This is a genomic window from Amycolatopsis plumensis, from assembly GCF_042652605.1.
In the GTDB taxonomy this organism is placed as follows: domain Bacteria; phylum Actinomycetota; class Actinomycetes; order Mycobacteriales; family Pseudonocardiaceae; genus Amycolatopsis; species Amycolatopsis plumensis.
The window spans coordinates 4,578,408-4,603,398 of record NZ_JBHSJY010000001.1; the positions used below are offsets into that span (position 1 = coordinate 4,578,408).

Annotated in this window: 21 protein-coding genes; 15 read left to right on the top strand and 6 right to left on the bottom strand. The window is 71.5% G+C overall.

Going from position 1 to position 24,991, the window contains the following annotated elements; all coding sequences use genetic code 11:
- Positions 1–32: 32 nt before the first annotated feature.
- Positions 33–1,964 carry a S53 family peptidase gene (locus ACFPLC_RS22150; protein WP_378196444.1) on the top strand — a complete coding sequence of 644 codons (1,932 nt, stop codon included), beginning with the start codon at positions 33–35 and terminating at the stop codon, positions 1,962–1,964.
- A gap of 90 nt (positions 1,965–2,054) precedes the next feature.
- Here ACFPLC_RS22150 and ACFPLC_RS22155 read toward each other — a convergent pair whose 3' ends face one another.
- A complete protein-coding gene (locus ACFPLC_RS22155; RefSeq protein ID WP_378196491.1) occupies positions 2,055–3,578 on the bottom strand; it encodes a sensor histidine kinase in 1,524 nt (507 codons plus the stop codon).
- Between the two features lie 157 nt (positions 3,579–3,735).
- Here ACFPLC_RS22155 and ACFPLC_RS22160 point away from each other — a divergent pair, with 157 nt between their 5' ends.
- The 3 genes from ACFPLC_RS22160 to ACFPLC_RS22170 are packed head-to-tail and all read left to right on the top strand — an operon-like array spanning position 3,736 to position 6,826.
- A complete protein-coding gene (locus ACFPLC_RS22160) occupies positions 3,736–5,109 on the top strand; it encodes a purine-cytosine permease family protein (RefSeq protein ID WP_378196442.1) in 1,374 nt (457 codons plus the stop codon).
- Positions 5,110–5,156: 47 nt separating this feature from the next.
- Positions 5,157–5,822 (top strand): SDR family NAD(P)-dependent oxidoreductase, encoded by a 666-nt coding sequence (locus ACFPLC_RS22165; RefSeq protein WP_378196439.1) that lies wholly within the window; start codon positions 5,157–5,159, stop codon positions 5,820–5,822.
- The gene (locus ACFPLC_RS22170; RefSeq protein ID WP_378196436.1) at positions 5,819–6,826 is read left to right on the top strand and encodes an S-adenosylmethionine:tRNA ribosyltransferase-isomerase; all 1,008 of its coding nucleotides are present in this window, start codon (positions 5,819–5,821) and stop codon (positions 6,824–6,826) included. The genes ACFPLC_RS22165 and ACFPLC_RS22170 overlap by 4 nt, the downstream gene beginning before the upstream one ends.
- A 223-nt stretch (positions 6,827–7,049) precedes the next feature.
- Here the strand turns inward: ACFPLC_RS22170 and ACFPLC_RS22175 are convergent, their stop codons facing one another.
- Positions 7,050–7,430 (bottom strand): hypothetical protein, encoded by a 381-nt coding sequence (locus tag ACFPLC_RS22175; protein ID WP_378196433.1) that lies wholly within the window; start codon positions 7,428–7,430, stop codon positions 7,050–7,052.
- A gap of 208 nt (positions 7,431–7,638) precedes the next feature.
- Here ACFPLC_RS22175 and ACFPLC_RS22180 point away from each other — a divergent pair, with 208 nt between their 5' ends.
- From ACFPLC_RS22180 to ACFPLC_RS22200, 5 genes are all read left to right on the top strand, one after another.
- Positions 7,639–8,691 (top strand): ABC transporter substrate-binding protein, encoded by a 1,053-nt coding sequence (locus tag ACFPLC_RS22180; RefSeq protein WP_378196430.1) that lies wholly within the window; start codon positions 7,639–7,641, stop codon positions 8,689–8,691.
- Positions 8,692–8,704: 13 nt separating this feature from the next.
- Positions 8,705–9,496 (top strand): ABC transporter ATP-binding protein, encoded by a 792-nt coding sequence (locus ACFPLC_RS22185; RefSeq protein ID WP_378196427.1) that lies wholly within the window; start codon positions 8,705–8,707, stop codon positions 9,494–9,496.
- Positions 9,483–10,367 (top strand): ABC transporter permease, encoded by an 885-nt coding sequence (locus ACFPLC_RS22190; protein WP_378196424.1) that lies wholly within the window; start codon positions 9,483–9,485, stop codon positions 10,365–10,367. The genes ACFPLC_RS22185 and ACFPLC_RS22190 overlap by 14 nt, the downstream gene beginning before the upstream one ends.
- 82 nt (positions 10,368–10,449) lie before the next feature.
- Entirely contained in the window at positions 10,450–10,827 is a 378-nt protein-coding gene (locus tag ACFPLC_RS22195) for a DUF1761 domain-containing protein (protein ID WP_378235899.1), read from the top strand.
- Positions 10,824–11,642: an SMP-30/gluconolactonase/LRE family protein gene (locus tag ACFPLC_RS22200; protein ID WP_378196418.1), complete on the top strand. Its 819-nt coding sequence runs from the start codon at positions 10,824–10,826 to the stop codon at positions 11,640–11,642. The genes ACFPLC_RS22195 and ACFPLC_RS22200 overlap by 4 nt, the downstream gene beginning before the upstream one ends.
- A 63-nt stretch (positions 11,643–11,705) precedes the next feature.
- Here the strand turns inward: ACFPLC_RS22200 and ACFPLC_RS22205 are convergent, their stop codons facing one another.
- Positions 11,706–13,250, bottom strand: a complete 1,545-nt coding sequence (locus ACFPLC_RS22205; protein WP_378196415.1) for a DEAD/DEAH box helicase — start codon at positions 13,248–13,250, stop codon at positions 11,706–11,708.
- 235 nt (positions 13,251–13,485) lie between these two features.
- Here ACFPLC_RS22205 and ACFPLC_RS22210 point away from each other — a divergent pair, with 235 nt between their 5' ends.
- From ACFPLC_RS22210 to ACFPLC_RS22230, 5 genes are read left to right on the top strand one after another with little or no spacing between them, the layout of a single operon-like run.
- Complete coding sequence (locus ACFPLC_RS22210) at positions 13,486–15,192, top strand: acyl-CoA dehydrogenase (RefSeq protein WP_378196412.1); 1,707 nt, start codon at positions 13,486–13,488, stop codon at positions 15,190–15,192.
- Complete coding sequence (locus ACFPLC_RS22215; protein ID WP_191310132.1) at positions 15,192–15,638, top strand: nitroreductase family deazaflavin-dependent oxidoreductase; 447 nt, start codon at positions 15,192–15,194, stop codon at positions 15,636–15,638. Before ACFPLC_RS22210 ends, ACFPLC_RS22215 begins: the two co-directional genes overlap by 1 nt.
- Positions 15,635–16,399, top strand: coding sequence for a 2-keto-4-pentenoate hydratase (locus ACFPLC_RS22220; protein WP_378196409.1), 765 nt, complete (start codon positions 15,635–15,637; stop codon positions 16,397–16,399). The genes ACFPLC_RS22215 and ACFPLC_RS22220 overlap by 4 nt, the downstream gene beginning before the upstream one ends.
- Positions 16,396–16,800 carry a hypothetical protein gene (locus tag ACFPLC_RS22225; RefSeq protein ID WP_378196406.1) on the top strand — a complete coding sequence of 135 codons (405 nt, stop codon included), beginning with the start codon at positions 16,396–16,398 and terminating at the stop codon, positions 16,798–16,800. Before ACFPLC_RS22220 ends, ACFPLC_RS22225 begins: the two co-directional genes overlap by 4 nt.
- 32 nt (positions 16,801–16,832) lie before the next feature.
- Positions 16,833–17,699, top strand: coding sequence for a YwqG family protein (locus ACFPLC_RS22230; protein ID WP_378196404.1), 867 nt, complete (start codon positions 16,833–16,835; stop codon positions 17,697–17,699).
- Between the two features lie 77 nt (positions 17,700–17,776).
- Here ACFPLC_RS22230 and ACFPLC_RS22235 read toward each other — a convergent pair whose 3' ends face one another.
- A complete protein-coding gene (locus ACFPLC_RS22235; protein WP_378196401.1) occupies positions 17,777–20,152 on the bottom strand; it encodes a Tex family protein in 2,376 nt (791 codons plus the stop codon).
- 145 nt (positions 20,153–20,297) lie between these two features.
- On the opposite strand from ACFPLC_RS22235, the gene ACFPLC_RS22240 reads away from it, so the two are divergent.
- Complete coding sequence (locus ACFPLC_RS22240) at positions 20,298–21,782, top strand: chitinase (RefSeq protein WP_378196398.1); 1,485 nt, start codon at positions 20,298–20,300, stop codon at positions 21,780–21,782.
- Between the two features lie 49 nt (positions 21,783–21,831).
- Here the strand turns inward: ACFPLC_RS22240 and ACFPLC_RS22245 are convergent, their stop codons facing one another.
- Complete coding sequence (locus ACFPLC_RS22245; protein ID WP_378196395.1) at positions 21,832–23,484, bottom strand: GMC oxidoreductase; 1,653 nt, start codon at positions 23,482–23,484, stop codon at positions 21,832–21,834.
- Positions 23,484–24,944 carry a flavin-containing monooxygenase gene (locus ACFPLC_RS22250; RefSeq protein ID WP_378196393.1) on the bottom strand — a complete coding sequence of 487 codons (1,461 nt, stop codon included), beginning with the start codon at positions 24,942–24,944 and terminating at the stop codon, positions 23,484–23,486. Before ACFPLC_RS22250 ends, ACFPLC_RS22245 begins: the two co-directional genes overlap by 1 nt.
- Positions 24,945–24,991 lie beyond the last annotated feature (47 nt).

Genomic DNA, 24,991 nt, shown 5'->3' on the forward strand with positions numbered 1-24,991 from the left:
TCTGGGGGCCGCATTCGAAGAGGGAGATTTCTGTGCGAAGAAGCTCCACCCTGCTCCTTTCGCTCGCGGTGGTGGGTGGCCTGACCGGCGCCCTGCCGGCGACGGCGTCCGCGCAGGGGCGTCAGGACATCCCGCAGTCGCACCCGTTGTGGGCGAACGCGCAGGCGAAGGTCGCCGACACGGCGCCCGCCGCGAAGCTGAGCTTCCGGGTCTACCTGAACCAGCGCGACAACGCCGGCGCCGAGGCGCTGGCGCAGGCCGTGTCGGACCCGGACAGCAAGACCTACCGCCAGTACCTCAGCCCCGACCAGGTGCGTGACCGGTTCGCGGCCACCGACGCGACGGTGAACGCCGTCAAGGCGTGGCTGACCGGCAACGGCTTCAGCATCGGCGAGATCCCGTCGAACAAGGCGTACGTCGAAGCCACCGGCACCGCGGCCCAGACGGAGAACGCCTTCGCCGTCGACCTCGGCAAGTACCGGGTCAAGGGCCAGACGCTGCGCGCCGCCGACAAGAACCTGTCGGTGCCGGCGAACCTGGCCGGTGACGTGCTCGGCGTCGTCGGCGTCGACCAGGCGACTAACCTGTTCAAGCCGGACCACGCGACCGGCTCCGGCACGCCGTCGGACGTCGCGCCCGGGCCCGGGTTCCGCAACGCGCCGCCGTGCAGCGCCTACTACGGCGAGAAGATCGACACCACCGATCCCGCCTACAACGGCAAGCAGCTGCCGTACGCCCCCTGCGGCTACACCCCGGCGCAGCTGCGGTCGGCCTACGGCGTCGACAACGTCGGCGCGGACGGCAAGGGCACCACGATCGCCATCGTCGACGCGTTCGCCTCGCCGACCATCTACTCGGACGCGAGCACGTACGCGAAGAAGAACGACCCGCAGCACCCGCTGAAGCCGAGCCAGTTCAAGCAGCACGTCTTCCCGGTGAACCCCGACCTGGAGCCGCCGGACCAGTGCGACGCGGCGGGCTGGTACGGCGAGGAGACCCTCGACGTCGAGGCCGCCCACGGTCTCGCGCCGGGCGCGGACATCCTGTACGTCGGCGGGTCCGACTGCCAGGACAACTCGCTCGACATCGCGCTGAACTACGTGGTCGCCGGCCACAAGGCCGACATCGTGTCGAACTCCTACGGCGACACCGGCGAGGACATCCCGGCCGACGAGGTCAAGGTGTTCAACCAGATCTCGCTGCAGGCGGTCCTCGAGGGCATCGGCGTGTACTTCTCCTCGGGCGACAACGGTGACGAGGTCGCGCGCCTCGGCACGCCGTCGCCGGACTTCTCCGCCTCGGCGCCGTGGATCACCGCGGTCGGCGGCACGTCCATCGCGATCGGCAAGGACGGCAAGCGGATCTTCGAGACCGGCTGGGAGACCAGCAAGTCGACGCTGACCAACGGCGTCTACGGCCCGGCCAACTACACCAGCGGATCCGGCGGCGGCACCAGCCGCCTGTTTGAGCAGCCCTTCTACCAGAAGGGCGTCGTCCCGGACGCGCTGGCGAAGAAGAATCAGACCGGCAACAAGAAGGGCCGCGTCGTCCCGGACATCTCCGCGGTCGGCGACCCGAACACCGGCTTCCTGGTCGGCCAGACGCAGACCTTCCCGGAGGGTGCGCACTACGACCAGTACCGGATCGGCGGCACGAGCCTCGCGTCGCCGGTGTTCGCCGGCATCATGGCGGTGGCCGACAGCTTCGACCACTTCCACCACGGCTTCATCAACCCGGTGATCTACAAGCTGACGTCCCGCACGCCGGCGATCACCGACGTGAAGCACGTGGACGCCGCGGTGGCCCGCGTCGACTACGCCAACTCGGTCGACGCCTCGGACGGCCTGCTCCGCTCGGTCCGCACGCTGGACTACCAGGGCCTGACCATCCACACCACCCCCGGCTACGACGACGTGACGGGTCTCGGCACGCCCAACGGCCTGCTGTTCCTGCTGCTCGTCTAGCTCGCTCTGCCGGTCTGCCGCGGCTGGTCGTGAGTGGTAAGGAGGGTTCTAACCCTCCTTACCACTCACGACCCCGGGCCGCGGCAGACTTCACGGCTTTTCGGCGGCCAGGGGGATGACCGCCGTCACCGTGGTGCCGTCGGTCCCGGAGGCGACCGCGAGCTCCCCGCCCAGCGCCTGCACCCGGTCGCGCAGGCCGGCCAGCCCGCTGCCCCCGACGTCCGCGCCGCCGACGCCCGCGTCCGTCACCGCCACCCGCAGCTCGGCGCCCGCCACCTCGATCCGCACGTCGGCACGGTCGGTCCGGGCGTGTTTCAGCGCGTTGGTCAACGCCTCCGACGTCACGAAGTAGGCCGTCGCCTCCACCGCCGCGTCCAGGCGCGGGACCGTGCCGACGGTCAGCGCCACCTCCATCGGCATGCGGTCGGCCAGCGACCGGACCGCCGCGACCAGGCCCGCTTCGGTCAGGATCGCCGGCCGGATGCCGCGGGCCAGCTCACGCAGCTCGGTGATCGCTGTCTGCAGCTCGTCGACCGCGCCAGTGAGCAAGGCGCGGAGCTCCGGCGGCAGTTCGGCGCCGGAGCGGCGGGCGGCCATCCGCAGCAGCAGCACGACGCTGACCAGCCGCTGCTGGGCGCCGTCGTGCAGGTCGCGTTCGAGCCGGCGGCGCTCCTCGTCGCCGGCCGCGACCAGCCGCGCCCGCGACGCGCGCACCTCGGCCAGCCGCTGCTCGAGCTCGTCGGTGAGCCGCTGGTTGTCCAGCACCAGCCCGGCGGCCGCGTTGAGCGCGTCGATCGACCGGCTGTCCTTCCACACCTCGTCGTCCTGCACCAGCGCGGCCAGCCCGGTGCCGTCGCGCTCCAGCAGCAGCCGGATCATCTCGGCGTTGCCGACCCGGGCCCGCATCACGCCGGCCAGGAACGCCAGCGGCCACAGGCAGAACAGGATCCGGTACGCCATCAGCAGCGGCCCGGACAGCGGGTGCCCGTCGCCGAGCGCCGTGCCCGCCCCCGACGTCAGCGCCCCGGCCAGTGCGATCACCACCACCGGCGACAGCAGCCGCCGCTGCGGCAGCCGTCCGGTCAGCCACCGGTAGAGCAGCACGACGACCACGCCCGCGCTGATCACCGTCGCGGCGAGCCCGAGGGCGCGGCCGACCACGGGCGCGGCCTGCGAGTCGGCCGCGACGGCCAGCAGGTCGCGCGGGTCGTCGGCGGTCAGCAGGCCGACCACGCCGATGCCGAGCACCACGGCGTAGGCCGCGGCCACCAGCAGCCGCTCCCACCGCGAGCGGAGCCTGCCGTGCGGGAAGGCGAGCACCAGGTGCGCGATCACCGGGCTGGACGCGGCCCGCAGCGGCACGGCGATCGTGTACAGCACCGGGTCGGTCGTGAACTGCAGGTCCTCGAGGAACAGGGCGACGCCGGCCAGGGCGATGAGCACCCCGATCGGGTTGGCCGGGCGCCGCACGTGCGCGACCGCGCCCGCGAGCAGGAAGAGGAACCCGGTCGTGGTGCTGAGCGCGGTGTCGAGTCCCGAGTGGCTGCCTTCGCCGGCTTTGAGCGTCAGCGCGACGACGCCGAGCGCGCACCCGGCCGCCAGGAGACCGGTCATCACCGACGTTCGCGGGTGCTGCACTTCGCGACCCTCCCGGTGGGTCTTGGCGGCTGGGTGGCGCAGTCCGGCAACGGCCAACCGTGATTCGTCCGTTCGGGCCGTCGCGTTACACCACGCGGCTGCGCTTTAGGGTGATCTCGACAGGAGGCAGGACATGAGCGGACGCGGATTGGGCGCCGAGGTTTTCGGCGGGCGGATGCCCGCGGGCGGGCGGGACCTGGCGATCGAAACCCACGGCATCGCGCCGGTGCCGGAAGGCAATCGGTTCGGGCGGCCGTGGCGGCTGTTCAGCGTGTGGTTCGCGCCGAACCTGACGATGACGGCGGTGTTCACCGGCACCCTCGCGGCGTCGCTCGGCCTGGGGTTCTGGACGGGCCTGGCCGCGATGCTGGCCGGCACCGTGCTCGGCTCTCTGCCGGTGGCGTACCTGTCGACGTGGGGCCCGCGCACCGGCACCGGCCAGCTGCCGCTCGCCCGGCTGCCGTTCGGCGGCGGCGTCGTGCTGCCCGGCCTGGTGCAGTGGCTCGGCTCGATCGCCTGGGACGCGCTGGTCGGCCTGTTCGGCGGCGAGGCCCTCGCCGAGCTGACCGGGCTGCCGTTCTGGGTGGCGGTGCTGATCGTGCTCGTGCTGCAGTGCGCGCTCGGCGTGTTCGGCTACGCGCTGATCCACCGCGTGCAGGCGGTGATGAGCGTGCTGCTGGTGCTGGCGTTCGCCGCGCTCGCCGTGAAGGTCCTTTCCGGACACCCGATCGCCGTCGCCGACACCGCTTCCGGCGCGGACCTGGCGGGCGGCGTCGTCCTGTTCACGACGATCACGTTGTCCCTGGCCATTTCCTGGGCGCCCTACGCGTCGGACTTCAGCCGCTACCTGCCGGTCTCGGCGTCGTCCCGGGCGATCTTCTGGGCGACGCTGCTCGGGCTCGTCGTCTCGTACGCGATCGGCGAAGGGCTCGGGCTCGCGCTGGGGTCGTCGCTGGGCGACCACACGACGTCCGGGATCGCCCAGCTGCTGGGCGGCGGGTTCATGGGCGCGCTGGCGCTGGCCGTGATCGCGCTGGCGGCGGTGTCGTCGAACGCGATGAACGACTACAGCGGTTCGCTGGCGTTGCAGACGGTCGGCGTCCGGCTGCGGCGCCCGGTGTCGGCGGTGGTCGTGACCGTGCTGGCGTTCGCGCTGATCCTGTGGATGCACAGCGGCGACCTCTCGGCGAAGTTCGAGAACGTGCTGCTGTTCGTGTCCTATTGGATTCCGCCGTTCCTCGGCGTGGTCGTCCCGGACTGGCTCGCCCGCACCCGCGGCGGCCGGCGCGTGGACGTCCTGGCGGCGGATTCCGTGCGGCCCTGGGCGGCGGTGATGGCGTTCGTGGCCGGGTTCGGCGCGGCGGTGCCGTTCATGAACACCTCCCTCTACACCGGACCGGTCGCGGCCGCGCTGCACGGCGCGGATCTGGCGTACTACGTCGGCCTCGTCGTTTCGCTGGCAGCGTACTTCCTGCTGCGCGGCCGCCGCGCGGTTGACCTCGACTAACGTAGAGGTTTCACGATGGTGGGGCACCCCCTCTCGAAGGAGGAACCATGCCCACCGCACTCGTCACCGGCGCTTCGGCCGGGTTGGGCCGCGCGCTCGCGGCCGCCCTGGTGCGTCGCAATTGGACGGTCATCGGCGACGCCCGCGACGCGGACGCGCTGGCTTCGGCCGCTCGTGAGGACGGCTTCACGGCGGTCCCCGGCGACGTCACCGACCCGGCCCACCGCGCTGCGCTCGCCGAAGCCTGTCCTTCGCTCGACTTGCTCGTCAACAACGCCAGTTCCTTGGGCGTCAGCCCGCTGCCGCCGCTGGCGCGCTATCCCTTGGCAGCGCTCGAAGACGTCTACCGCGTCAACGTCTTCGCGCCGCTGGCCCTGACGCAGCTGCTGCTCCCGGCGTTGGCCGGTGGTGTCGTGATGAACGTCAGCTCCGACGCGGCCGTCGAGGCGTACGAGGGCTGGGGCGGCTACGGCTCGGCCAAGGCGGCCCTCGATCAGCTGACCGCCGTCCTGGGCGCGGAACACCCGGACCTGTCCGTGTACGCGATCGACCCGGGCGACCTGCGCACGGCGATGCACCAGCGCGCGTTCCCGGGCGAGGACATCTCGGACCGGCCGCTGCCGTCGTCCGCGGTCCCGGCGTTCCTGCGCTTGCTGGACGAGCGCCCGCCGAGCGGCCGCTACCGCGCGGCCGACCTGCTGGTGACGGCATGAACATCCGGTTCGACCTGCCGCCGGAGCTGTCGGCATCGGCCCCGCCGGAGGCCCGCGGCCTGTCCCGCGACGAGGTCCGCCTGCTGGTCGCCTCCCCGGCCGGCGTCCACCACACGGCGTTCACGTCGCTGGGGGCGCATCTGCGGCCGGGTGACCTGCTCGTGGTCAACACCTCCGGAACCCTCCCGGCGGCGGTCGACGCACGCCGGGCGGGTCACCCGATCGTGGTCCATTTCGCGACACCGCTCGACGACGGCGCGTGGATCGTCGAGCTGCGCGCACCGGGCGGCCCTCTGCTCGACGGCCGTCCGGGCGAGCGCCTTTCGCTGGCCGGGGACGCGTCGCTGACGCTGCTGGCCCCCGTGGTCCCGGGGGAGGCCCGGCTGTGGCGGGCGTCCTCGTCGGTCGACGTGCTGTCGTTGCTGGAGGAAGCCGGCCGCCCGATTCGCTACGGGTACGTCCCGCGGGCGTGGCCGTTGTCGGACTACCAGACGGTGTTCGCGCGCGAACCGGGCAGCGCGGAGATGCCCTCGGCGGCCCGCCCGTTCACGCCGGAACTGGTGACGGGCTTGGTGGCGGACGGGGTGTTGTTCGCGCCGCTGCTGCTGCACACGGGGGTGTCCTCCCCGGAGGCGGCCGAGCCACCCCAGGCGGAGAGGTACCGAGTCCCCCCGACGACGGCGGCGCTGGTCTCGTGGGTCCGCGCCCGCGGAGGGAGGGTGATCGCGGTGGGCACGACGGCGGCCCGCGCCCTGGAATCGGCGGTCTCCGATGGGGAGGTGCGCGCTGCGTCGGGGTGGACGGATCTGGTTCTGGGGCCGGACCGCCCGGCGCGGGTGGTGGACGGGATCATCACGGGCTTGCACGCGCCGGAGGCATCGCACCTGTTGCTGCTGGAGTCGGTGGCGGGGGCCGAGGTGCTCCAGCGCGCGTATGCGGCGGCGGTTGAGGAGCGGTACTTGTGGCATGAGTTCGGTGACGTGTCACTTCTGTTGCGCCACTGAGGGGCTCTCGCTCTCCGGGCCCGGCGGCTCGCGTCCGGTGTCTTGAATGACTCATTCCTGGCGTCAGACGCCAGGAATGAGTCATTCATGGCGTTGCGGTGCCTGCGCTCAAGCGGGGCAGGGGGGAGGTCTGGGTGGGGTGCGAGCTGGGCGTCGGCGTCCCGTTTACGGCGGCGAGTTATCCACACCCTCCGCCACCATGTGGACAACCCGGCGCAAACCCCTACTGACCAGCCTCAACCCGCCGCCGCGACCGGATCGCCCCGGCAACAACCACCGCCGCGATCCCCAGCCCGACCCCGCTCACGATCGACGACACCCAACCCGCCGTTCCCGTCGCCAGGCCGAACGCCCCACCCAGGTACACCGGGATCGACATCGCCACCGGCAGCCAGTTGCGCAGCAGGAACGCCCGGTCCGACGCCACCCACAGCACCAGTGCCACCGCCGCCCCGGTGATGACCGGGATCGCCCAGACGACGGCGCTGGTCAGCGCGTCCATGCCCAGTGACCTCAGCCACTCGAACGACGCCTGGCCCAGCCCGATGAACAACACGACCAGCGCCACGCGGACGCCGGCGGCTCCCTGGCCCCTGCTCGTCATGTCTTCCTCCCGAATCCGTGGTCCACCCTGTACCACGTCCGGGTGACGCGAGCGGTTGCCCTCTTCGTCGACTTTCTCCCCGGCCCTAAGTGCCGCCGCCGCCGATGTCAAGAAATCTCACCACCTTTCCCGGGATGCGGATGGCTATGCGCCTGAGTGGGTGACCGTGCGAACCTCGCCCCCGACACCGACGAAAGGCGATGCTGACGTGCGCACCCCTCGAAGAACTCTGGCCTTGGCGTTGGCCGCCCTGACCGTCGTGGGCGCGCTCGCCGGCTGTTCGCGGGCCGACAGCAGCGCCGCCCCGGCCGCGAACCAGGGCGCCGCCGGCGAGGTCCGGGTCGGCTTCTTCCCGAACGTCACGCACGCGCCCGCGCTCATCGGCGTCAAGAAGGACTTCTTCAAGAACGAGCTCGGCGCGACCAAGCTCACCACCCAGACCTTCAACGCCGGCCCCGAAGAGGTCAACGCCCTGCTCGGCGGCTCCCTCGACGTCGCCTTCATCGGCTCCGGCCCGGCGATCAACGCCTTCACCAAGTCCAAGGGTGCCATCCAGCTCGTCTCCGGCGCCGTCTCGGGCGGCGCGCAGCTGGTCGTCAAACCGGACATCACCAGCGTCGAGCAGCTCAAGGGCAAGAACATCGCCACCCCGCAGCTGGCCAACACCCAGGACGTCGCGCTCAAGAAGTTCCTCGCCGGCCAGCAGCTGACCGACCAGGTCAAGATCACCAACCTCGACAACCCGAAGACGCTCGACGCCTTCAAGAAGGGCGAGGTCGACGGCGGCTGGCTGCCCGAGCCGTGGGCGTCCCGGCTGGTCCTCGACGCGGGCGCAAAGGTCCTGGTCGACGAGAAGACGCTCTGGCCCGGCGGCCGCTTCCCGACGACCGTCGCGATCGTGCGCAGCGAGTTCCTGCAGCAGCACCCGGACACCGTCCGCGCACTGCTCAAGGGCGAGCTCGCCGCCATCGACTGGGCCAAGGCCAACCCGGCCGACGCGAAGACCGTGGTCAACGGGGCGCTCAAGGAGCTGGCCGGCAGTACCCTGAGCGCAGCGGTCCTGGACCGCGCCTTCTCCGGCATCGAGCTGACCACCGACCCCATCGCCGCCGAATTCCCGCAGCTCGCGCAGGACTCGGTGACGGCGGGCGTGGTGAAGTCGGCGGTCGCGCTGAAGGGCTTCGCGGACTTCGGTCCGTTGAACGAGGTGCTCAAGGCCAAGAACCTGCCCGCCGTCGAAGCTCCCGAACTGACCAAGTGAGAGGCAGTCAGCGATGACCACCACCCTCCCGACCGGCCGCACCCACGTCACCGGCGCGGCAGCGGTGCGCCTCGACGGCGTGCGCAAGGCGTTCGGCACGGCAGGCCGCGCGGTCGTCGCGCTCGACGGCGTGGACCTGACGGTCGCGCCCGGCGAGTTCGTCTGCCTGCTCGGCGCGTCCGGGTGCGGCAAGAGCACGCTGCTGAACCTGGTCGCCGGGCTGGACGCGCCGTCGGCGGGGGAGATCACTCTGAACACCTCCCGGCCCGCGGTGATGTTCCAGGAAGCCGCGCTGATGCCGTGGCTGACCGCCGCCCGCAACGTCGAGCTGCCGCTGCGGCTGGCCGGCTTCGGCCGGGCCGAGCGCCGCGAAAAGGCCGCCGAGCTGCTGGAACTGGTCCGGCTGAACGGCGCAGGCGGCAAGCGGCCGCACGAGCTGTCCGGCGGCATGCGGCAGCGCGTCGCCCTCGCCCGCGCCCTGGCCGCGACGCTGCGCGTCGGCGGCGACCCGGAGCAGTCGCTCCTGCTGATGGACGAGCCGTTCGCCGCGCTCGACGCCATCACCCGCGACGTCCTGCAGAGCGAGCTGCTGCGCGTCTACCGCAGCACCGGCACGTCCGTGCTGTTCGTGACGCACGACGTGCGCGAAGCGGTCCGCCTCGGCCAGCGCGTCGTGCTGCTGTCGTCGCGGCCCGGCCGGGTCGTGCGGGAGTGGACGGACGTGCCGCTGGCCGACGCCGAAGAGCTGACCGAGGAAATCACCGGGCACCTGCGTGAGGTGATCAGCACCCATGCCGCAGCTTGACCGGTCCGCCGAAGCCGACCTCGACGCGGTCGGCGCCGGACTGGATTCGCTCGACGCCCCCGTCGGCGAGCGCCGCCCGGGCTTCTGGAAGCGGTTCGCCTGGGGCTTCCTGCCGCCGGTGGGCGCGCTCGTGCTGCTGCTCGTCGTCTGGCAGCTCCTCTGGGCCGCGGCCTTCTGGCCGGAGTCCCAGCTGCCGGCCCCGGCGTCGGTCTGGAACGAGTTCTGGGGCATCGTCGTCGACGGCCAGGTGTTCGGCTTCGTCTGGACGTCGGTGCACCGCGCCGCGCTCGGCTTCGTCGCCGGCGTGCTCATCGGCACCCCGCTCGGCCTGGTCGTCGCGAAGGTCCGCGTGGTCCGCGCGGCGATCGGCCCGCTGCTGACCGGCCTGCAGAGCCTGCCGTCGGTGGCCTGGGTGCCGGCGGCGATCCTGTGGTTCGGGATCAACGACGCCGCGATCTACTTCGTGGTCCTGCTCGGTTCGGTGCCGTCGATCGCGAACGGCCTGGTGTCCGGCATCGACCAGATCCCGCCGATCCTGCCGCGCGTCGGCCAGGTGATGGGCGCGAACCGGCTGTCGTCGGCGCGGCACATCCTGTTGCCCGCGGCGCTGCCGGGCTTTCTCGCCGGGCTGAAGCAGGGCTGGGCGTTCTCGTGGCGCTCGCTGATGGCCGCGGAGCTGATCGCGCTGTCCCCGCAGCTCGGCATCGGCCTCGGCGCGTACCTCAACCAGGGCTCGTCGTTCAACAGCATGGAGACGGTGATCGCGGCGATCTTCCTGATCCTGCTGGTCGGCGTGGGAATCGAGCTGGTGGTGTTCCGCCCGCTGGAGCGCGCGGTGCTGCGGGCTCGCGGGCTGACTTCGTCGCTGTAGAAGTTTTCCGCGCCCGGATGTCGAAGCCGGTTGCGCGGCGCCGACGTCTCCTTCGAATCTCGACGAGCGAAGGAGGCGGACAGTGGTGATCGCGGTATTGGTGACGTCGGTGGCGGCGTTCGCGGCGAGCGCGGCCTGGTACGGGGTGTTCGGGCCGGTCTGGGCCCGCTTGAGCCCGGCGGGCGCGGCGGCCGCGCCGTCCCCGTGGCGGATGGGCGCGGAGTTCGCGCGGACGGTGGTCCTGGTGACGGCGTTCGCGCTGCTGGCGCGCGCGGTGGGGGTGGACGGCGTGCCGGGCGCGCTCGGGTTGGCGCTGGCGGTGTGGGCGGGCTTCCCGGCGGTGATCCTGGCGGGCTCGGTGCTGCACGAGCGGGTCCCGGTCCGCCTGGCGGCGCTGCACGCGGGAGACTGGCTGGTGAAGATCGCGGTGGTGGCGGTGCTGCTGGGGGTGTGGCGATGACGGCGCTGGTGCTCGACGGAGTCGCGTTCGGCGAGTCCCCGCGCTGGCACGACGGACGGCTCTGGTTCGCCGACTGGCTGGCCCACGAGATCGTGGCGGTTTCGCCGTCGGCCGAGCGCGAGGTGGTGTTCCGCGCGGACTTCCCGACGATGCCGATGTGCTTCGACTTCCTCGACGGGCAGCCGGTGATCGTGTCGTCGTCCGACGGCCTCCTGCTGCGGCTGTCGGAGTCCGGCCTGACGACCCACGCCGACCTGGGTGGCACCGGGTTCAACGAGATCGTGGCGACCCGCGCCGGAGGCTGCTATGTCAACGGCGGCGGGTTCGACCTGATGGCCGGGGAGCCGTACCGCCCGGGCGCGATCCTGTTCGTCAACCCGGCGGGCGAGGTCCGCAGGGTGGCGGAGGACATCGCCTTCGGCAACGGCATGGCCCTGACCCCGGACGGCTCGACGCTGATCGTGGCCGAGTCGTACGCGAACCGCCTGACCGCCTTCTCGGTCCTCCCGGACGGCGGCCTGACGGACCGCCGCGTGTGGGCGGACCTTGGTGAAGGAGTGCCGGACGGCATCGCGCTCGACGCCTCGGGCGCGGTGTGGGTGTCGGACGTGCCCCACCGGTCGTGCACCCGGGTCCGGGAAGGCGGGGAGGTGCTGGAAAAGCTGACCTTCGACCGAGGCTGCTTCGCGTGCGCGCTGAGCGACGACACGTTGTACGTGGTGGTCCAGGAGTGGCGCGGGCTGGACGGGGTGGGGGAGGCGGCGGAGCGGACGGGGCAGATCCTGGCGCATCCGGTCTCGGTGGGCCGCGCTTAGCTGCCAGGCAGGACGGTCCGGGCCCCGGCAACGAGTGCCGGGGCCCGGACCTGTCGGCTGAGGTCAGCGCGAGCGGCGCGAACCCGCGCGGGTGCCCGACGAGAACGCCGCCGCGCCGCCGGAACCCGACCGCCGGTTCCCCGCGGGCGCACCACCGGAGCGCCGCGCGTTGCCCGAAGCAGCCTCGCCACCGGAGCGGCGCCCGCCTCCCGAAGCCGGGGACGCGACCGACTTGCCCGACGTGCCCGACCGGCGGGACCCACCCGAGGCACCCTCCGCGCGGCGCGAACCGGACCCGGCCGACCGCTCCTGCGAGGCCGCGCGGGCCCGCTGGCCACCGCGGTTCTCCTTCGGCGCCGCAGAACGGCGACCGCGGCCGCCACCCGGCGCCGCGCCCGTGGCGGAGACCTTCTTCGGCCGGTTGTCCACCGCGGGCGCCTTCGAGAACGTGCGCTCACCGGGCGCCAGCTCCGCCAGCAGCGGGTGGCCCGGGCCGAGCTGGGTCGTCGTCGGCTTGATGCCCGCCTTGCGGGTCAGGTCCCGGACGTCGCGGACCTGCGCGTCGGTCATCAGCGTCACCACCGTGCCCGACGCCCCGGCGCGCGCCGTGCGGCCGGAACGGTGCAGGTAGGCCTTGTGCTCCACCGGCGGGTCCGCGTGGATCACCAGCCGGACGTCGTCGACGTGGATGCCGCGGGCCGCGATGTCCGTCGCCACCAGGGTGCGGGCCGTCCCGGACGAGAACGCCTCGAGGTTGCGCGTGCGGGCGTTCTGGCCCAGGTTGCCGTGCAGCTCCACCGCCGGGACACCCGAAGCGTTCAGCTTCCGCGTCAGCGCCTTCGCGCGGCTCTTCGTCCGCGTGAACACCAGCGTGCGCCCGGGCGCCGCCGTCAGGTCGACCAGCACCGGCAGCCGGTGGGTCTCCTCCAGGTGCAGGACGTGGTGCTCCATCGTCGCCACCGGGGACTGCGCCGAGTCGACGCTGTGCAGCACCGGGTCGTCCATGAAGCGCTTGACCAGCACGTCGACGCCGTTGTCCAGGGTCGCCGAGAACAGCAGCCGCTGGCCGCGCTCGGGCGTGGCGTCCATGATCCGCCGGACCTCGCGCAGGAAGCCCAGGTCGGCCATGTGGTCGGCCTCGTCCAGGACCGTGATCTCGACGGCGTCGAGCTTCACGTGCCCGGAGCGCATGTGGTCGGCTAGCCGGCCGGGGCAGGCGACGACGATGTCGACGCCGTCACGCAACCGGGTGATCTGCGGGTTCGCGCTGACGCCGCCGAAGATGGTCGTCGCCTTGAGGCCCAGCGGGCGGGCCAATGGCAGGATCGACGCCTCGATCTGCGTCGCGAGCTCGCGGGTCGGCGCCAGGATCAGCGCGCGGGGACGGCCCGGCTTGCGCCGCGTCGGGCCCGCGGCGAGGCGGGCCAGCACGGGCAGCACGAAGCCGTACGTCTTGCCGGAGCCGGTGCGGCCACGGCCGAGGACGTCACGCCCGGCGAGGGTGTGCGGCAGGGTCGCCGCCTGGATGGGGAAGGGCTCGGTGACGCCCTGGGTGGCCAGCGCGGCCACGAGCGGGGTGGGCAGACCGAGTTCGGAAAAAGTGCTCATAAGTGCGTGCGGGCAAGCGAATGCCCTGGTCTCCATAACGTCGAGAAGGGTTGTCCTGCCCGGCGCAGACCGGTCAACGGCCGCGGCGCGTGGTAGTCGACAACAGCAGCGGACCGAGGCAGAACTGAGCGGCCCGCAAGATCAGTGTACCAACGAGAGTGACCTGGCCCCAGTGAGATTGCCCGCACTCGGACGGGCTTGCTAAGTTACCGGTCGGTAATCGAGGAGGACGACCATGCTGCTGAACCCGCGCGAGTACGACCCGGCGCACTTCGACGCCGAGACGCGGCGCCTGCTGCGCGCCACCATCGACTGGTTCGAACAGCGCGGCAAGGCGAAGCTCGCCGAGGACTACCACAACCGCACCTTCTACGCGGACTTCATCGAGTTCGCGGGCAAGGAAGGGCTGTTCTCGACGTTCCTGACGCCGTCGGCGAACGCTGGGGGCAACCCCGACAAGCGCTGGGACACCAGCCGCGTCGCCGCGCTGTCGGAGATTCTCGGCTTCTACGGCCTCAACTACTGGTACCCGTGGCAGGTCACCATCCTCGGCCTCGGCCCGGTGTGGCAGAGCGCCAACGCGGAGGCACGTGAACGCGCGGCGGCCGCCCTCGACGCCGGCGGCGTCGGCGCGTTCGGACTGTCCGAAAAGGACCACGGCGCCGACATCTACGCGTCCGACATGGTCCTCACCAAGGACGGCGACGGCTACCGCGCCACCGGCTCCAAGTACTACATCGGCAACGGCAACTGCGCCCGCACGGTGTCGGTGTTCGGCCGCATCGACGGCGTCGAAGGCCCGGACCAGTACGTCTTCTTCTACGCCGACTCCGAGCACCCGAACTACCACGTCGTGAAGAACGTGGTGCCGTCGCAGATGTACGTCGCCGAGTTCCGGCTCGAGGACTACCCGGTGCGCGCCGAGGACATCCTGCACGTCGGCGCCGAGGCCTTCAGCGCCGCGCTGAACACCGTCAACATCGGCAAGTTCAACCTGTGCTTCGGCGGCATCGGCATGGCCACGCACTCGCTGTACGAGGCCATCACGCACGCGCACAACCGCGTCCTCTACGGCAAGCCCGTGACCGACTTCCCGCACGTCCGCCGCGAGTTCGTCGAGGCCTACGCGCGGTTGACGGCGATGAAGCTGTTCTCCGACCGCGCCGTCGACTACTTCCGCAGCGCGAACCCGGACGACCGCCGCTACCTGCTGTTCAACCCGATCACCAAGATGAAGGTGACCACCGAGGCGCAGAAGGTGATCGGCCTGGTCGCCGACGTCGTCGCGGCCAAGGGCTTCGAGGCCGACACCTACCTGGCGATGTCCAAGAACGACATCGACGGCCTGCCCAAGCTCGAGGGCACGGTGGCCGTCAACCTCGCGCTGATCGCGAAGTTCATGCCGAACTACCTCTTCGCGCCGCAGGAGTACGCCCCGGTGCCGACCCGCACCGACGCCGCGGACGACGAGTTCCTCTTCCGCCAGGGCCCGGCACGCGGCCTGTCGAAGGTGCGGTTCCACGACTGGAAGACCGCTTACGCCGAAGCCGCGCACATCCCGAACGTCGCGCTGTTCACCGAGCAGGCCGGCTACCTGGTCAAGCTGCTCACCGAGGCGGCGCCGGACGAGGCACAGCAGGCCGACCTCGACTTCGGCCTCGCGCTGACCGAGCTGTTCACGCTGATCGTGTACGGCCAGCTCGTCCTGGAGCAGGCCGGCATCACCGGCCTGGACGACGAGGTCGTCGACCAGATCTTCGCGGTGCTGGTGCAGGACTTCAGCGTCGCGGCGGTGGACCTCAACGGCAAGGCGAGCTCGACCGAGGCCCAGCAGGCGATCGCGCTGGCCGCGCTGCGCAAGCCGGTGGTGGACGCCGGGCGGTTCGAGAACGTCTGGGCGCGCGTGCGGGCGCTTTCCGGGGTCTACGCTATGAATCCGTGATGGCGAAGAAGTACCGGCTGGGGGTCGTGCGGAAGGCCGTGAACGTTCTGGTGACGGCGTTCCTGAACCGCGGTGTCCCGATCGCGGGGAGCACCGGGTGGCTGCTCACCACGCGGGGACGCAAGAGCGGCACCGACCGGACCACGCCGGTCAACGTCATCGAGGTCGGCGGCGAGCGGTGGCTCGTTTCGCCGTACGGGCGGGTCGGCTGGGTGTACAACCTCCGCGCCGACGCCACCGCCCGGCTGCGGCGCGGTCAGACGACCGAGACGTGGGAAGTCGAGGAGGTCGACGCCGCGACGGCCGGCCCGGTGCTGCGCGCGTACGTCGGCAAGCTCCCGGTGACGGCGCCGTTCTTCGACGCGAAGGCGAGCGACCCGGCCGAGGCGTTCGCCGGGGAAGCCGATCGACACCCGGTGTTCCGGTTGGCAAGATCGCGGGCGTGAACCGAGAGCGGGCGGCGGAGCTGATCTGGGACGCGTGGCTGACCGGCAAGCGGCTGGAGGGCCTCCCGGCCGACGTCCGCCCGGCCGATCTCGCCGGGGGCATGGCGGCGCAGGCGGCGCTCGCCGAGCTGGCCGGACCCGTGTCGGGCTGGAAGATCGCCGCGACCACCGCGTACGCGCGGCAGTACCTCGACGTGCCCGGGCCGTTGCCGGGCGCGATGTTCGAGCGGTTCCACCATGTCGAGGGCGAGCCGGTGCCGGCCGACACGATGACGATGGGCGTCGCCGAACCGGAGTTCGCCTTCCGGCTCAAGGCCGACCCGGGGCTGTCGCCGTCGCTGGCCGCGGTGCTCGACGCGGTCGACACGATGTTCCTGGCGATCGAGCTGCCCGACAGCCGCTACACCGACCACCGCCACGCGGGCGGTCCGCAGCTGCTGGCGGACGTGGCGTGCGCGGGCCGGTTCGTCGAGGGCCGCCCGGTGCCGGGGTGGCGCGAGCTCGACCTGCCCCGCCGCCCGGTGGCCCTGCACGCCGACGGCGAAGAGTTCTCGCGCGGCAGCGGCAGCCTGGTGCTGGGCGACCCGAGGCTGGCCCTGCACTGGCTGGCGATGGAGCTGCCCCGCCACGGCCGCGCGCTGCGTCCGGGCGACATCGTGACGACGGGAACGGCCACCCCGCCGTGCCCCATCCGCGCGGGCGGCCACGTGGTGGCGGACTTCGGTGAGCTGGGGAGCGTGGAAGTGCGGTTCGCCGCATGACCTTCCGGCCCGGGTTCGTGGTGCTCGCCGCGGTGGTCGTGGCCCTCGACGCGGTCTTCTGGTGCCTCGCGCGCGGCCCGCACCCGGCGACGGCACGCAGCGGCTTCCTCGTGGCGTTCGTCCTGCTGCTGGCGCTGCTCGCGGCGGCCGCGGGCGTGGTGCGCTGGGAGGTCGCGGCCCCGCTGGGCGCGGCGTCCGCGTCGGGCCTGCTGGTCGCCGGCGCGGTGGCGATCTTCGGCGTCGGCCTCGGCTTCGTGCTGACGGCCGTGGTGGAGGTGGGGCTGGTCCGCCGGATGGTCGCGTCGGCGGCCGGCTGGCGCGGCGGAACGGGGCTGATCAGCGCGACGGCCGCGGTGGTGCCGGTCGTGTTGCTCGCCGCCGGCCTCCTCGCGCTCCGCTGATTTTTGTCGGTACCCCCTGCCACGATGTCCCGGTGACGTCTTGGAGAGATCGACTTGACACCCTCGCCCACGAGCGGCTGCCCGCGGAGCTGGCTTCCGCGTGGACCGCGCTGGCTCGCCCGGGGATTCGCCTGGTGTCCGCGGGCGAAGGGCCGCCCGTGGGCCGGATCGGTGGTGCGCCGGCGCTGCCCGAGGACGTCGGGTGGCCCGAGTGGCCGGGGCGGGGCCCGCTCGACTTCGTAGCCGCAGTGGACTGCGCCGCGCTGCCGCGGGAGTTCCTGAGCATCCCGCTACCGGAGGCAGGCACGCTGCTGTTCTTCTACTTCGACGCCGAGCGCCGCCAAGCCGACGACATCCCGGAGTTCGGAGACGCCGAAGCCGCCCGGCTGGTCTTCGTGCCGGCGGGAGTACCGGTTGCCGAGCGGGCAGCACCCGAAGGCCTCGACCCCTACCCGGCGCGTGACCTGTTCGGCAAGGTCGAGGCCACCGCCCCGAGGAACTACCACGTCCTGCTCGACGAGACGAAGACCGCGAGTGGCGAAACCCTCGCCGAGGCGGCCAAAACGGTGCTTCTGCCCGGGAACCACCTGGGCACCGGAGTGTTCGGGCAGCTGGTCTGGCACCTGCACCCGGAGGGGCCGCACCACCAGGTCGGCGGGTTCGCCGACCCCATCCAGAACGCGGTCGAAAAGGAGGTCGCGACGGAAGTGCTGGGGGACTACCGGGACCCGCGGCTGATTGAGGAGGCGGCCCGCTGGGTGTTCCTCGCCCAGATCGACAGCGACGAAGCTGCCGACATGATGTGGGGCGACGCCGGAATGCTCTATTGGATGATCCGCTCCGACGACCTCGAAGCGGGCCGTTTCGACCGCGCGCGATGCATCCTGCAGTGTTGCTGACGGTGCCTTGCGGCTGAGGGTTCCTCGGCCGCCGGCAGGCCACCCCGGCTCGTCCGGGGCGGCCTCCCGCTTGCCCTTTACTTCCCGAAACCGGCCCGCCGGAGCGCGTCGGCCATCGAGCCGCTCGCGTTGCCGCCGCGATCCCGGCCGCCGCCACCCTGCCCGCGCCGGTCGCCGCCGCCCTGGCCGCCGCGGCGCTGACCGCCGCCACCCTGGCCGCGGTCCCGGCGCTCGCCACCGCCGCCACCACCGCGGTTGCCCGAGCCGGCGCCCGGCTCGTCGTCCAGGCGCAGGGTCAGCGAGATCCGCTTGCGCGGCACGTCGACGTCCAGGACCTTCACCTTCACGATGTCCCCGGGCTTGACGACCTCCCGCGGGTCCTTCACGAAGTTCTTCGACAGTGCCGAAACGTGGGCCAGCCCGTCCTGGTGCACGCCCACGTCGATGAACGCGCCGAACGCCGCCACGTTCGTCACCACGCCCTCCAGGCGCATGCCCGGCTTCAGGTCGGAGATCTTGTCCACGCCCTCGGCGAACGTCGCCGTCTTGAACGCCGGGCGGGGGTCGCGGCCCGGCTTGTCCAGCTCCGCCAGGATGTCCGTCACCGTCGGGAGACCGAACTGCTCGTCCACGAACTCGGCCGGGCGCAGCGAAGACAGCGTCCGGGTGTTGCCGATCAGCGACCGGATGTCGGTGCCGGTCTTGGACAGGATCCGCCGGACCACCGGGTACGCCTCCGGGTGGACCGCCGACGAGTCGAGCGGGTCGTCGCCGTCCGGGATGCGGAGGAAGCCCGCGCACTGCTCGAACGCCTTCGGCCCGAGCCGCGCGACCTCCTTCAGCGCCATCCGGGAGCGGAACGGCCCGTTCGTGTCGCGGTGGGCCACGATGTTCTCCGCCAGGCCCGTCGTGATGCCCGAGACCCGGGTCAGCAGCGGGGCCGACGCGGTGTTGACGTCCACGCCGACCGCGTTCACGCAGTCCTCGACCACCGCGTCGAGCGAGCGCGACAGCGACACCTCGGACAGGTCGTGCTGGTACTGCCCGACGCCGATCGACTTCGGGTCGATCTTCACCAGCTCGGCCAGGGGGTCCTGCAGCCGCCGGGCGATCGAGACCGCGCCGCGCAGCGAGACGTCCATGTTCGGCAGTTCCTGCGAAGCGAACGCTGACGCCGAGTACACCGAAGCGCCCGCCTCGGACACGACGGCCTTCGTCAGCTTCAGTTCCGGGTGCTTCTTGATCAGCTCCTGGGCGAGCTTGTCCGTCTCGCGCGACGCCGTCCCGTTGCCGATCGAAATCAGGTCGACCTTGTGTCGCGCGCACAGCGCCGCGAGCTCGGCGATCGACTGGTCCCACTTGTTCGCCGGCTGGTGCGGGTAGATGACGTGGGTGTCGACGACCTTGCCGGTCGCGTCCACGACCGCCACCTTGACCCCGGTCCGGAAGCCCGGGTCGAGGCCCATGGTGGCGCGGGTGCCGGCCGGCGCGGCCAGCAGCAGGTCGCGCAGGTTGGCGGCGAACACGCGCACGGCGTCGTCCTCGGCCGCCTGGCGCAGCCGCATCCGCAGGTCGATGCCCAGGTGCAGGAGGATCTTCGTGCGCCACGCCCAGCGGACGGTGTCGCCGAGCCACTTGTCGCCCGGCCGCCCCTGCTGGGTGATGCCGAACTTCGCGGCGATGCGCTGCTCGTAGTCGGTCGGCCCGACCTGCGGCTCGTCGGTGGGCTCGTCCGGCGCCATGGTGAGGTCGAGGACCTCCTCCTTCTCGCCGCGCAGCATCGCGAGGATGCGGTGCGAGGGGAGCTTGGTGTAGGGCTCGGAGAAGTCGAAGTAGTCGGAGAACTTCGCGCCTTCCTCCTCCTTGCCGGCGCGGACCTTGGCGACCAGGTGGCCCTGGCCCCACATCTTCTCCCGCAGCTCACCGATGAGGTCGGCGTCCTCGGCGAAGCGCTCGACCAGGATGGCGCGGGCGCCGTCGAGGGCGGCCTGCGCGTCCGCGACGCCCTTGTCCGCGTCGACGAACACCGCCGCGGCGGCCTGCGGGTCCGTGTTCGGGTCGTTGAGCAGGCCGTCGGCCAGCGGTTCGAGCCCGGCTTCGCGCGCGATCATGGCCTTCGTGCGGCGCTTCGGCTTGTACGGGAGGTAGATGTCCTCCAGCCGCGACTTCGTGTCCGCGGCGAGGATCGACGCCTCGAGGGCCTCGTCGAGCTTGCCCTGGCTGCGGATCGACTCGAGCACGGCGAGCCGGCGCTCGTCGAGTTCCCGCAGGTAGCGCAGCCGCTCTTCGAGCGTGCGCAACTGCGCGTCGTCGAGCATGCCGGTGACTTCCTTGCGGTAACGCGCGATGAACGGCACGGTCGAACCGCCGTCGAGCAGCTCGACGGCGGCCTTGACCTGTCCTTCGCGCACGCCCAGTTCTTCGGCGATCTTCTGCTCGACCGACACGCTCACTGCAACACGCTCCTGCTTCGCCTGGATCCGATCGTCACATTCTGCCGTTTCGGGCACCCCGACTTTCGGATGGGGTTGCTTGACATTCAGATTGGTCTAGTCCACTTTGTGGTGACCTGCCTCACCAGTGTCGTGGAGGTCCTCCGTGGTCCCCAAGGTCCGCTTCGCTCTGCTTTCCTTACTTTCCGTGGTGGCGCTGTCTCTCGGCGTCACCTTTGTGCTCGCCGGCAGTGCTTCGGCGGCGAACATCCTGGCCAACCCCGGCTTCGAAGCCGGCACCACGGGCTGGACGTGCACCGGCACGTCGGCCGCGGTGGGCTCGCCGGTGCACAGCGGCAGCCGGGCCCTGAACGCGACGCCGTCGTCGTCGGACACCGCCCAGTGCGCGCAGACGCTCACCGTCTCGGCGAACACGGCCTACAAGCTGTCCGCGTGGGTCCAGGGCAGCTACGTCTACCTCGGCGTCTCCGGCTCGGCGACGACCAGCACGTGGACGCCCGGCACCAGCGGCTACCAGCAGCTGTCGCTGAGCTTCACGACCGGCTCGAGCACGTCGCTGACGGTGTACCTGCACGGCTGGTACGGCCAGCCGGGGTACTACGCCGACGACGTCAGCCTCGACGGTCCCGGCACCCCGCCGACGACAACACCGACGACGCCGACCACACCCACCACCCAGCCGACCACCACAACCACCACCCCGCCGACGACGACCACGTCGACGCCGCCGACCCAGGGTGACCTGCCGAAGCACGTCCTGACGGGTTACTGGCAGAACTTCTACAACGGCGCCAAGGCGCTGAAGCTCGCCGACGTCCCGACGAAGTACAACATCATCGCGGTGTCCTTCGCGGACGCCACCGGCACGCCGGGCGCGGTGAGCTTCACCCTCGACTCCGGCCTGTCCTCGCAGCTCGGCGGCTACACGGACGCGCAGTTCAAGGCCGACGTCAAGACGGTCCAGGCCCGCGGCCAGAAGGTGATCATCTCGGTCGGCGGCCAGAACGGCACGATCAGCGTCGGCGACTCGACCTCGGCGAACAACTTCGCGAACAGCATCAAGTCACTGATCGCGAACTACGGCTTCGACGGCGTCGACATCGACCTCGAGAACGGCATCAACGCCACGTACATGGGCCAGGCGCTGCGCAGCATCTACAACGGCGGCGGCAAGGTCATCACGATGGCTCCGCAGACGATCGACATGCAGTCCACGGCGGGCGGCTACTTCCAGCTGGCGCTGAACATCAAGGACATCCTGACGATCGTCAACATGCAGTACTACAACTCGGGTTCGATGAACGGCTGCAACGGCAACGTGTACTCCCAGGGCACGGTCGACTTCCTGACGGCGCTGGCCTGCATCCAGCTCCAGGGCGGCCTGCGCGCCGACCAGGTCGGCCTCGGCCTCCCGGCCTCCCCGCAGGCCGCGGGCGGCGGCTACCAGGCCCCGGCGAACACGGTGTCGGCGCTGAACTGCCTGGCCCGCGGAACGTCCTGCGGCAGCTTCAAGCCGTCGACGACCTACCCGACGATCCGGGGCGCGATGACGTGGTCGATCAACTGGGACGCGTCGCAGGGATACGCGTTCGCCAACACGGTGTCGGCGGGGCTCGCGGGCCTGCCGTGACCGTGCGCTGAGTGTGGCCCTCCCGGCGGCGCGGTCCGGGAGGGCCTTCTCACGCCATCGGCAGCCGAAGGGCCCCCGGTGCCTCCGAGGGCACCACCGGGTTCTTCGGGGCCACCGCCGCCACGCGCCGGTACTCCGCGCCGAGCGGCGGCCGCGGGTCCGCTTCTCCCCGGTTCGGCCAGAACGCCATCGCCCGCTCCGCCTGGGCCGTGATCGTCAGAGACGGGTTCACCCCGAGGTTGGCCGAGATCGCCGACCCGTCCACCACGTGCAGGCCGGGGTACCCGTACAGCCGCTGGTAGGGATCGATCACCCCCGAAGCGGGGGAGTCGCCGATCGTGCAGCCGCCGATGAAGTGGCCCGTGATCGGGATGTTCGCCATGTCCGTCCACGCGCCCTGCGGCAGCCCGCCGATCTTCGCCGCCACGCGGCGGGTCACCTCGTGGCCCGCCGGGATCCAGTCGGGCGACGGCGTCCCCGCGCCCTGGCGGGTGGTCATGCGCCGGCCGAACAGCCCGCGTTTCGTGTACGTCGTCACCGAATTGTCCAGCGTCTGCATCACCAGCAGCCCGATCATCCGCTCGGACCACCGGCGCGGGTTGTGGATGCGCAGCAGGTTCCGCCGGGCGCGCCACAGTTCCCGCAGGCCCAGCACCCAGCGGCGACGGCCCGGCGAGCCGTCCACCAGCACCGTCGCCAGCAGGCCCATCAGGTTGCTGCCGCGCCCGTACCGCACCGGCTCCACGTGCGTCACGGCGTCCGGGTGGATCGACGACGTGATCGCGACCCCGCGCGAGTAGTCCGTGTCCGCCCGCAGTGACCGCGCCGCCAGCACCGCTTCGGAGTTGGTGCGGGCCAGGAGCCCGAGCCGCGGGGACACGAGCGGCAAAGTGCCGGTGTCACGCATGCGGTGCAGCAACCGCTGCGTGCCCAAAGCCGCTGCCGAGAACACCACCTGCGACGCGGTGAACGTGCGGCGGGAAAGACCACCCGTGCGCCGCGTGTCCACCGCGTACCCGCCGGGAATCGGCCGCACCGACACCGCCGTCGTCAAGGGGTGCACCTCCGCGCCCGCCTGCTCGGCCAGGTACAGGTAGTTCTTGACCGTCGTGTTCTTCGCCCCGACCCGGCACCCGGTCATGCATTCGCCGCACAGCGTGCAGGAAGCACGCCGGGGACCGGCACCGCCGAAGAACGGATCCACCCCGGACTGTCCGAAGTAGACGCCGACCGGCGTGCGGCGGTATGTGTGCCCGATGCCCATGTCGTCGGCCACGTCCTGCAGGACCCGGTCCGCGGCCGTCGTCGCCGGGTTCTCGACCACGCCGAGCATCCGCTTCGCCTGGTCGTAATACGGCGCCAGCTCGGCCTTCCAGTCCGTGATGTGCGCCCACTGCGGGTCTGTGTAGAACCCGTCCGGGGGCTCGTACAGCGTGTTCGCGTACACCAGCGAACCCCCGCCGACGCCGGAGCCGCTCATCACGAACGTGTTCTTCAGCAGCGTCAGCCGCTGGATGCCGAAGCAGCGCAAGGCGGGCGCCCACAGGTACTTCCGCACCCGCCACGACGTCTTCGCGAACTCGTCGTCAGCGAACCGGCGGCCGGTTTCGAGCACGCCGACGCGGTAGCCCTTCTCGGTTAGCCGCAGCGCCGTGACGCTGCCGCCGAACCCCGAACCGATCACCAGCACGTCGTAGTCCATCACGCCACCCGGTAGTCGGCGACGTCGAAGCGCCGGGTCCGGCGGTCGTACTCGGTGACCAGGCCGGGCCAGTTGGTCGTCACCCGGCCGTCCGCCTGCCGGTACCAGCTCGTGCAGGCGCTCCACACGCTCCGGCCCAGCCGCCCCTGCACCTCCCGGTCGTAGCGCTCTTCGACCTCCGGCCGCACGTCCACATAGGACACGCCCGGCCGCGAGAGCCGTTCCACCGCCTGCCGGATGTACCGCGCCTGGCGCTCGATCATGTAGATGATGGACCCGGCGCCGAGGTTGGTGTTGGGCCCGTAGACGCAGAACAGGTTGGGGAAGCCGGGCACGGTCATGCCCAGGTAGGCCCGCGCGCCGCCGGACCACTCGTCGTCCAGGGACCGCCCGCCGAGGCCGCGCACCTCCATCCGGCCGAGGAACTGCGTCGCGGCGAAACCGGTGCCGTAGACCAGGACGTCCGCCTCGATCTCGGTCCCGCCCTCGACCCGCACGCCCTTCTCGGTGATCTCGGCGATCCGCCGCGTCTCGACGTCCACGTTCGGCTGCGCCAGCGCGGGCAGGTAGTCGTTGGTGAAGAGGATCCGCTTGCAGCCCAGCGGGTACGCGGGCGTCAGCTTCGCCCGCAGCTCCCGGTCCTTGATGTGGCGGCGCCGCAGCTGCGCGGTCCGCAGCTCGAACATCTTCGCCAGCGCCGGGTGGCGTGTCATCGCGTACGTGGCGTACTCGGCGAGCAGGAAGATCCGCAGCCGGCCGAGCAGCTGCGTCGGCGGCAGGTGCTCGAACAGCCAGTGCTGCCACCGCCGGTAGCTCGGGTCGGACTTCGCCATCACGTACGGCGGCGTGCGCTGGAAGACGGTGACGTGCTGCGCGCGTTTCCGCAGCTCGGGCACGAACTGCACGGCGCTGGCCCCGGTCCCGATGACGGCGACGCGCTTGCCGGTCAGGTCGACGCCGTGGTCCCACCGCGCGGAGTGGAAGGCGTCGCCGGCGAAGCTCTCCCGGTTCGGGATGTCCGGCAGCACCGGCCGCGACAGCTGCCCGACGGCGGGCACGAAGACGTTCGCCTCGAACGTCTCCCCGGTGCCGGTTTCCACGCGCCAGAGCCCGCGGTCTTCGTCGAACGCGGCCGCGGTGACCTCGCGGTGGTACCGGATGTGCGGTTCCAGGCCGTACTTCGCGATGACGCGCCGCAGGTAGGCGAGGATGTCGGGCTGGTGCGAGAACCGCTTCGGCCACCGCGGGTTGGGCTCGAAGGAGAAGGAGTACAGCGGCGACGGGATGTCGCACGCGGCGCCCGGGTAGGTGTTGTCCCGCCAGACACCGCCGGGTTCGGCTGCGCTCTCCAGGATGGTGAAGTCGGTGAACCCCGCGCGCTTCAGCTCGATCGCCGTCCCGATGCCGCCGAACCCGGTGCCCACGATCAGCACCGACGGCCCCTTCGCCGAACCAGTCATGTCCGAAAAGCTACGGACTCCCCGGCTGTGACAACAGGCCACGAACG

Excerpts from the sequence above, each read along its gene's own strand:
- ACFPLC_RS22215 (WP_191310132.1), top strand. The coding sequence starts at position 15,192 with ATGGCGAAGAAGTACCGGCTGGGGGTCGTGCGGAAGGCCGTGAACGTT.
- ACFPLC_RS22170 (WP_378196436.1), top strand. The coding sequence starts at position 5,819 with ATGAACATCCGGTTCGACCTGCCGCCGGAGCTGTCGGCATCGGCCCCG.
- ACFPLC_RS22175 (WP_378196433.1), bottom strand. The coding sequence starts at position 7,430 with ATGACGAGCAGGGGCCAGGGAGCCGCCGGCGTCCGCGTGGCGCTGGTC.
- ACFPLC_RS22245 (WP_378196395.1), bottom strand. The coding sequence starts at position 23,484 with ATGGACTACGACGTGCTGGTGATCGGTTCGGGGTTCGGCGGCAGCGTC.
- ACFPLC_RS22200 (WP_378196418.1), top strand. The coding sequence starts at position 10,824 with ATGACGGCGCTGGTGCTCGACGGAGTCGCGTTCGGCGAGTCCCCGCGC.
- ACFPLC_RS22165 (WP_378196439.1), top strand. The coding sequence starts at position 5,157 with ATGCCCACCGCACTCGTCACCGGCGCTTCGGCCGGGTTGGGCCGCGCG.
- ACFPLC_RS22210 (WP_378196412.1), top strand. The coding sequence starts at position 13,486 with ATGCTGCTGAACCCGCGCGAGTACGACCCGGCGCACTTCGACGCCGAG.
- ACFPLC_RS22185 (WP_378196427.1), top strand. The coding sequence starts at position 8,705 with ATGACCACCACCCTCCCGACCGGCCGCACCCACGTCACCGGCGCGGCA.
- ACFPLC_RS22190 (WP_378196424.1), top strand. The coding sequence starts at position 9,483 with ATGCCGCAGCTTGACCGGTCCGCCGAAGCCGACCTCGACGCGGTCGGC.
- ACFPLC_RS22160 (WP_378196442.1), top strand. The coding sequence starts at position 3,736 with ATGAGCGGACGCGGATTGGGCGCCGAGGTTTTCGGCGGGCGGATGCCC.
- ACFPLC_RS22205 (WP_378196415.1), bottom strand. The coding sequence starts at position 13,250 with ATGAGCACTTTTTCCGAACTCGGTCTGCCCACCCCGCTCGTGGCCGCG.
- ACFPLC_RS22225 (WP_378196406.1), top strand. The coding sequence starts at position 16,396 with ATGACCTTCCGGCCCGGGTTCGTGGTGCTCGCCGCGGTGGTCGTGGCC.
- ACFPLC_RS22250 (WP_378196393.1), bottom strand. The coding sequence starts at position 24,944 with ATGACTGGTTCGGCGAAGGGGCCGTCGGTGCTGATCGTGGGCACCGGG.
- ACFPLC_RS22155 (WP_378196491.1), bottom strand. The coding sequence starts at position 3,578 with ATGACCGGTCTCCTGGCGGCCGGGTGCGCGCTCGGCGTCGTCGCGCTG.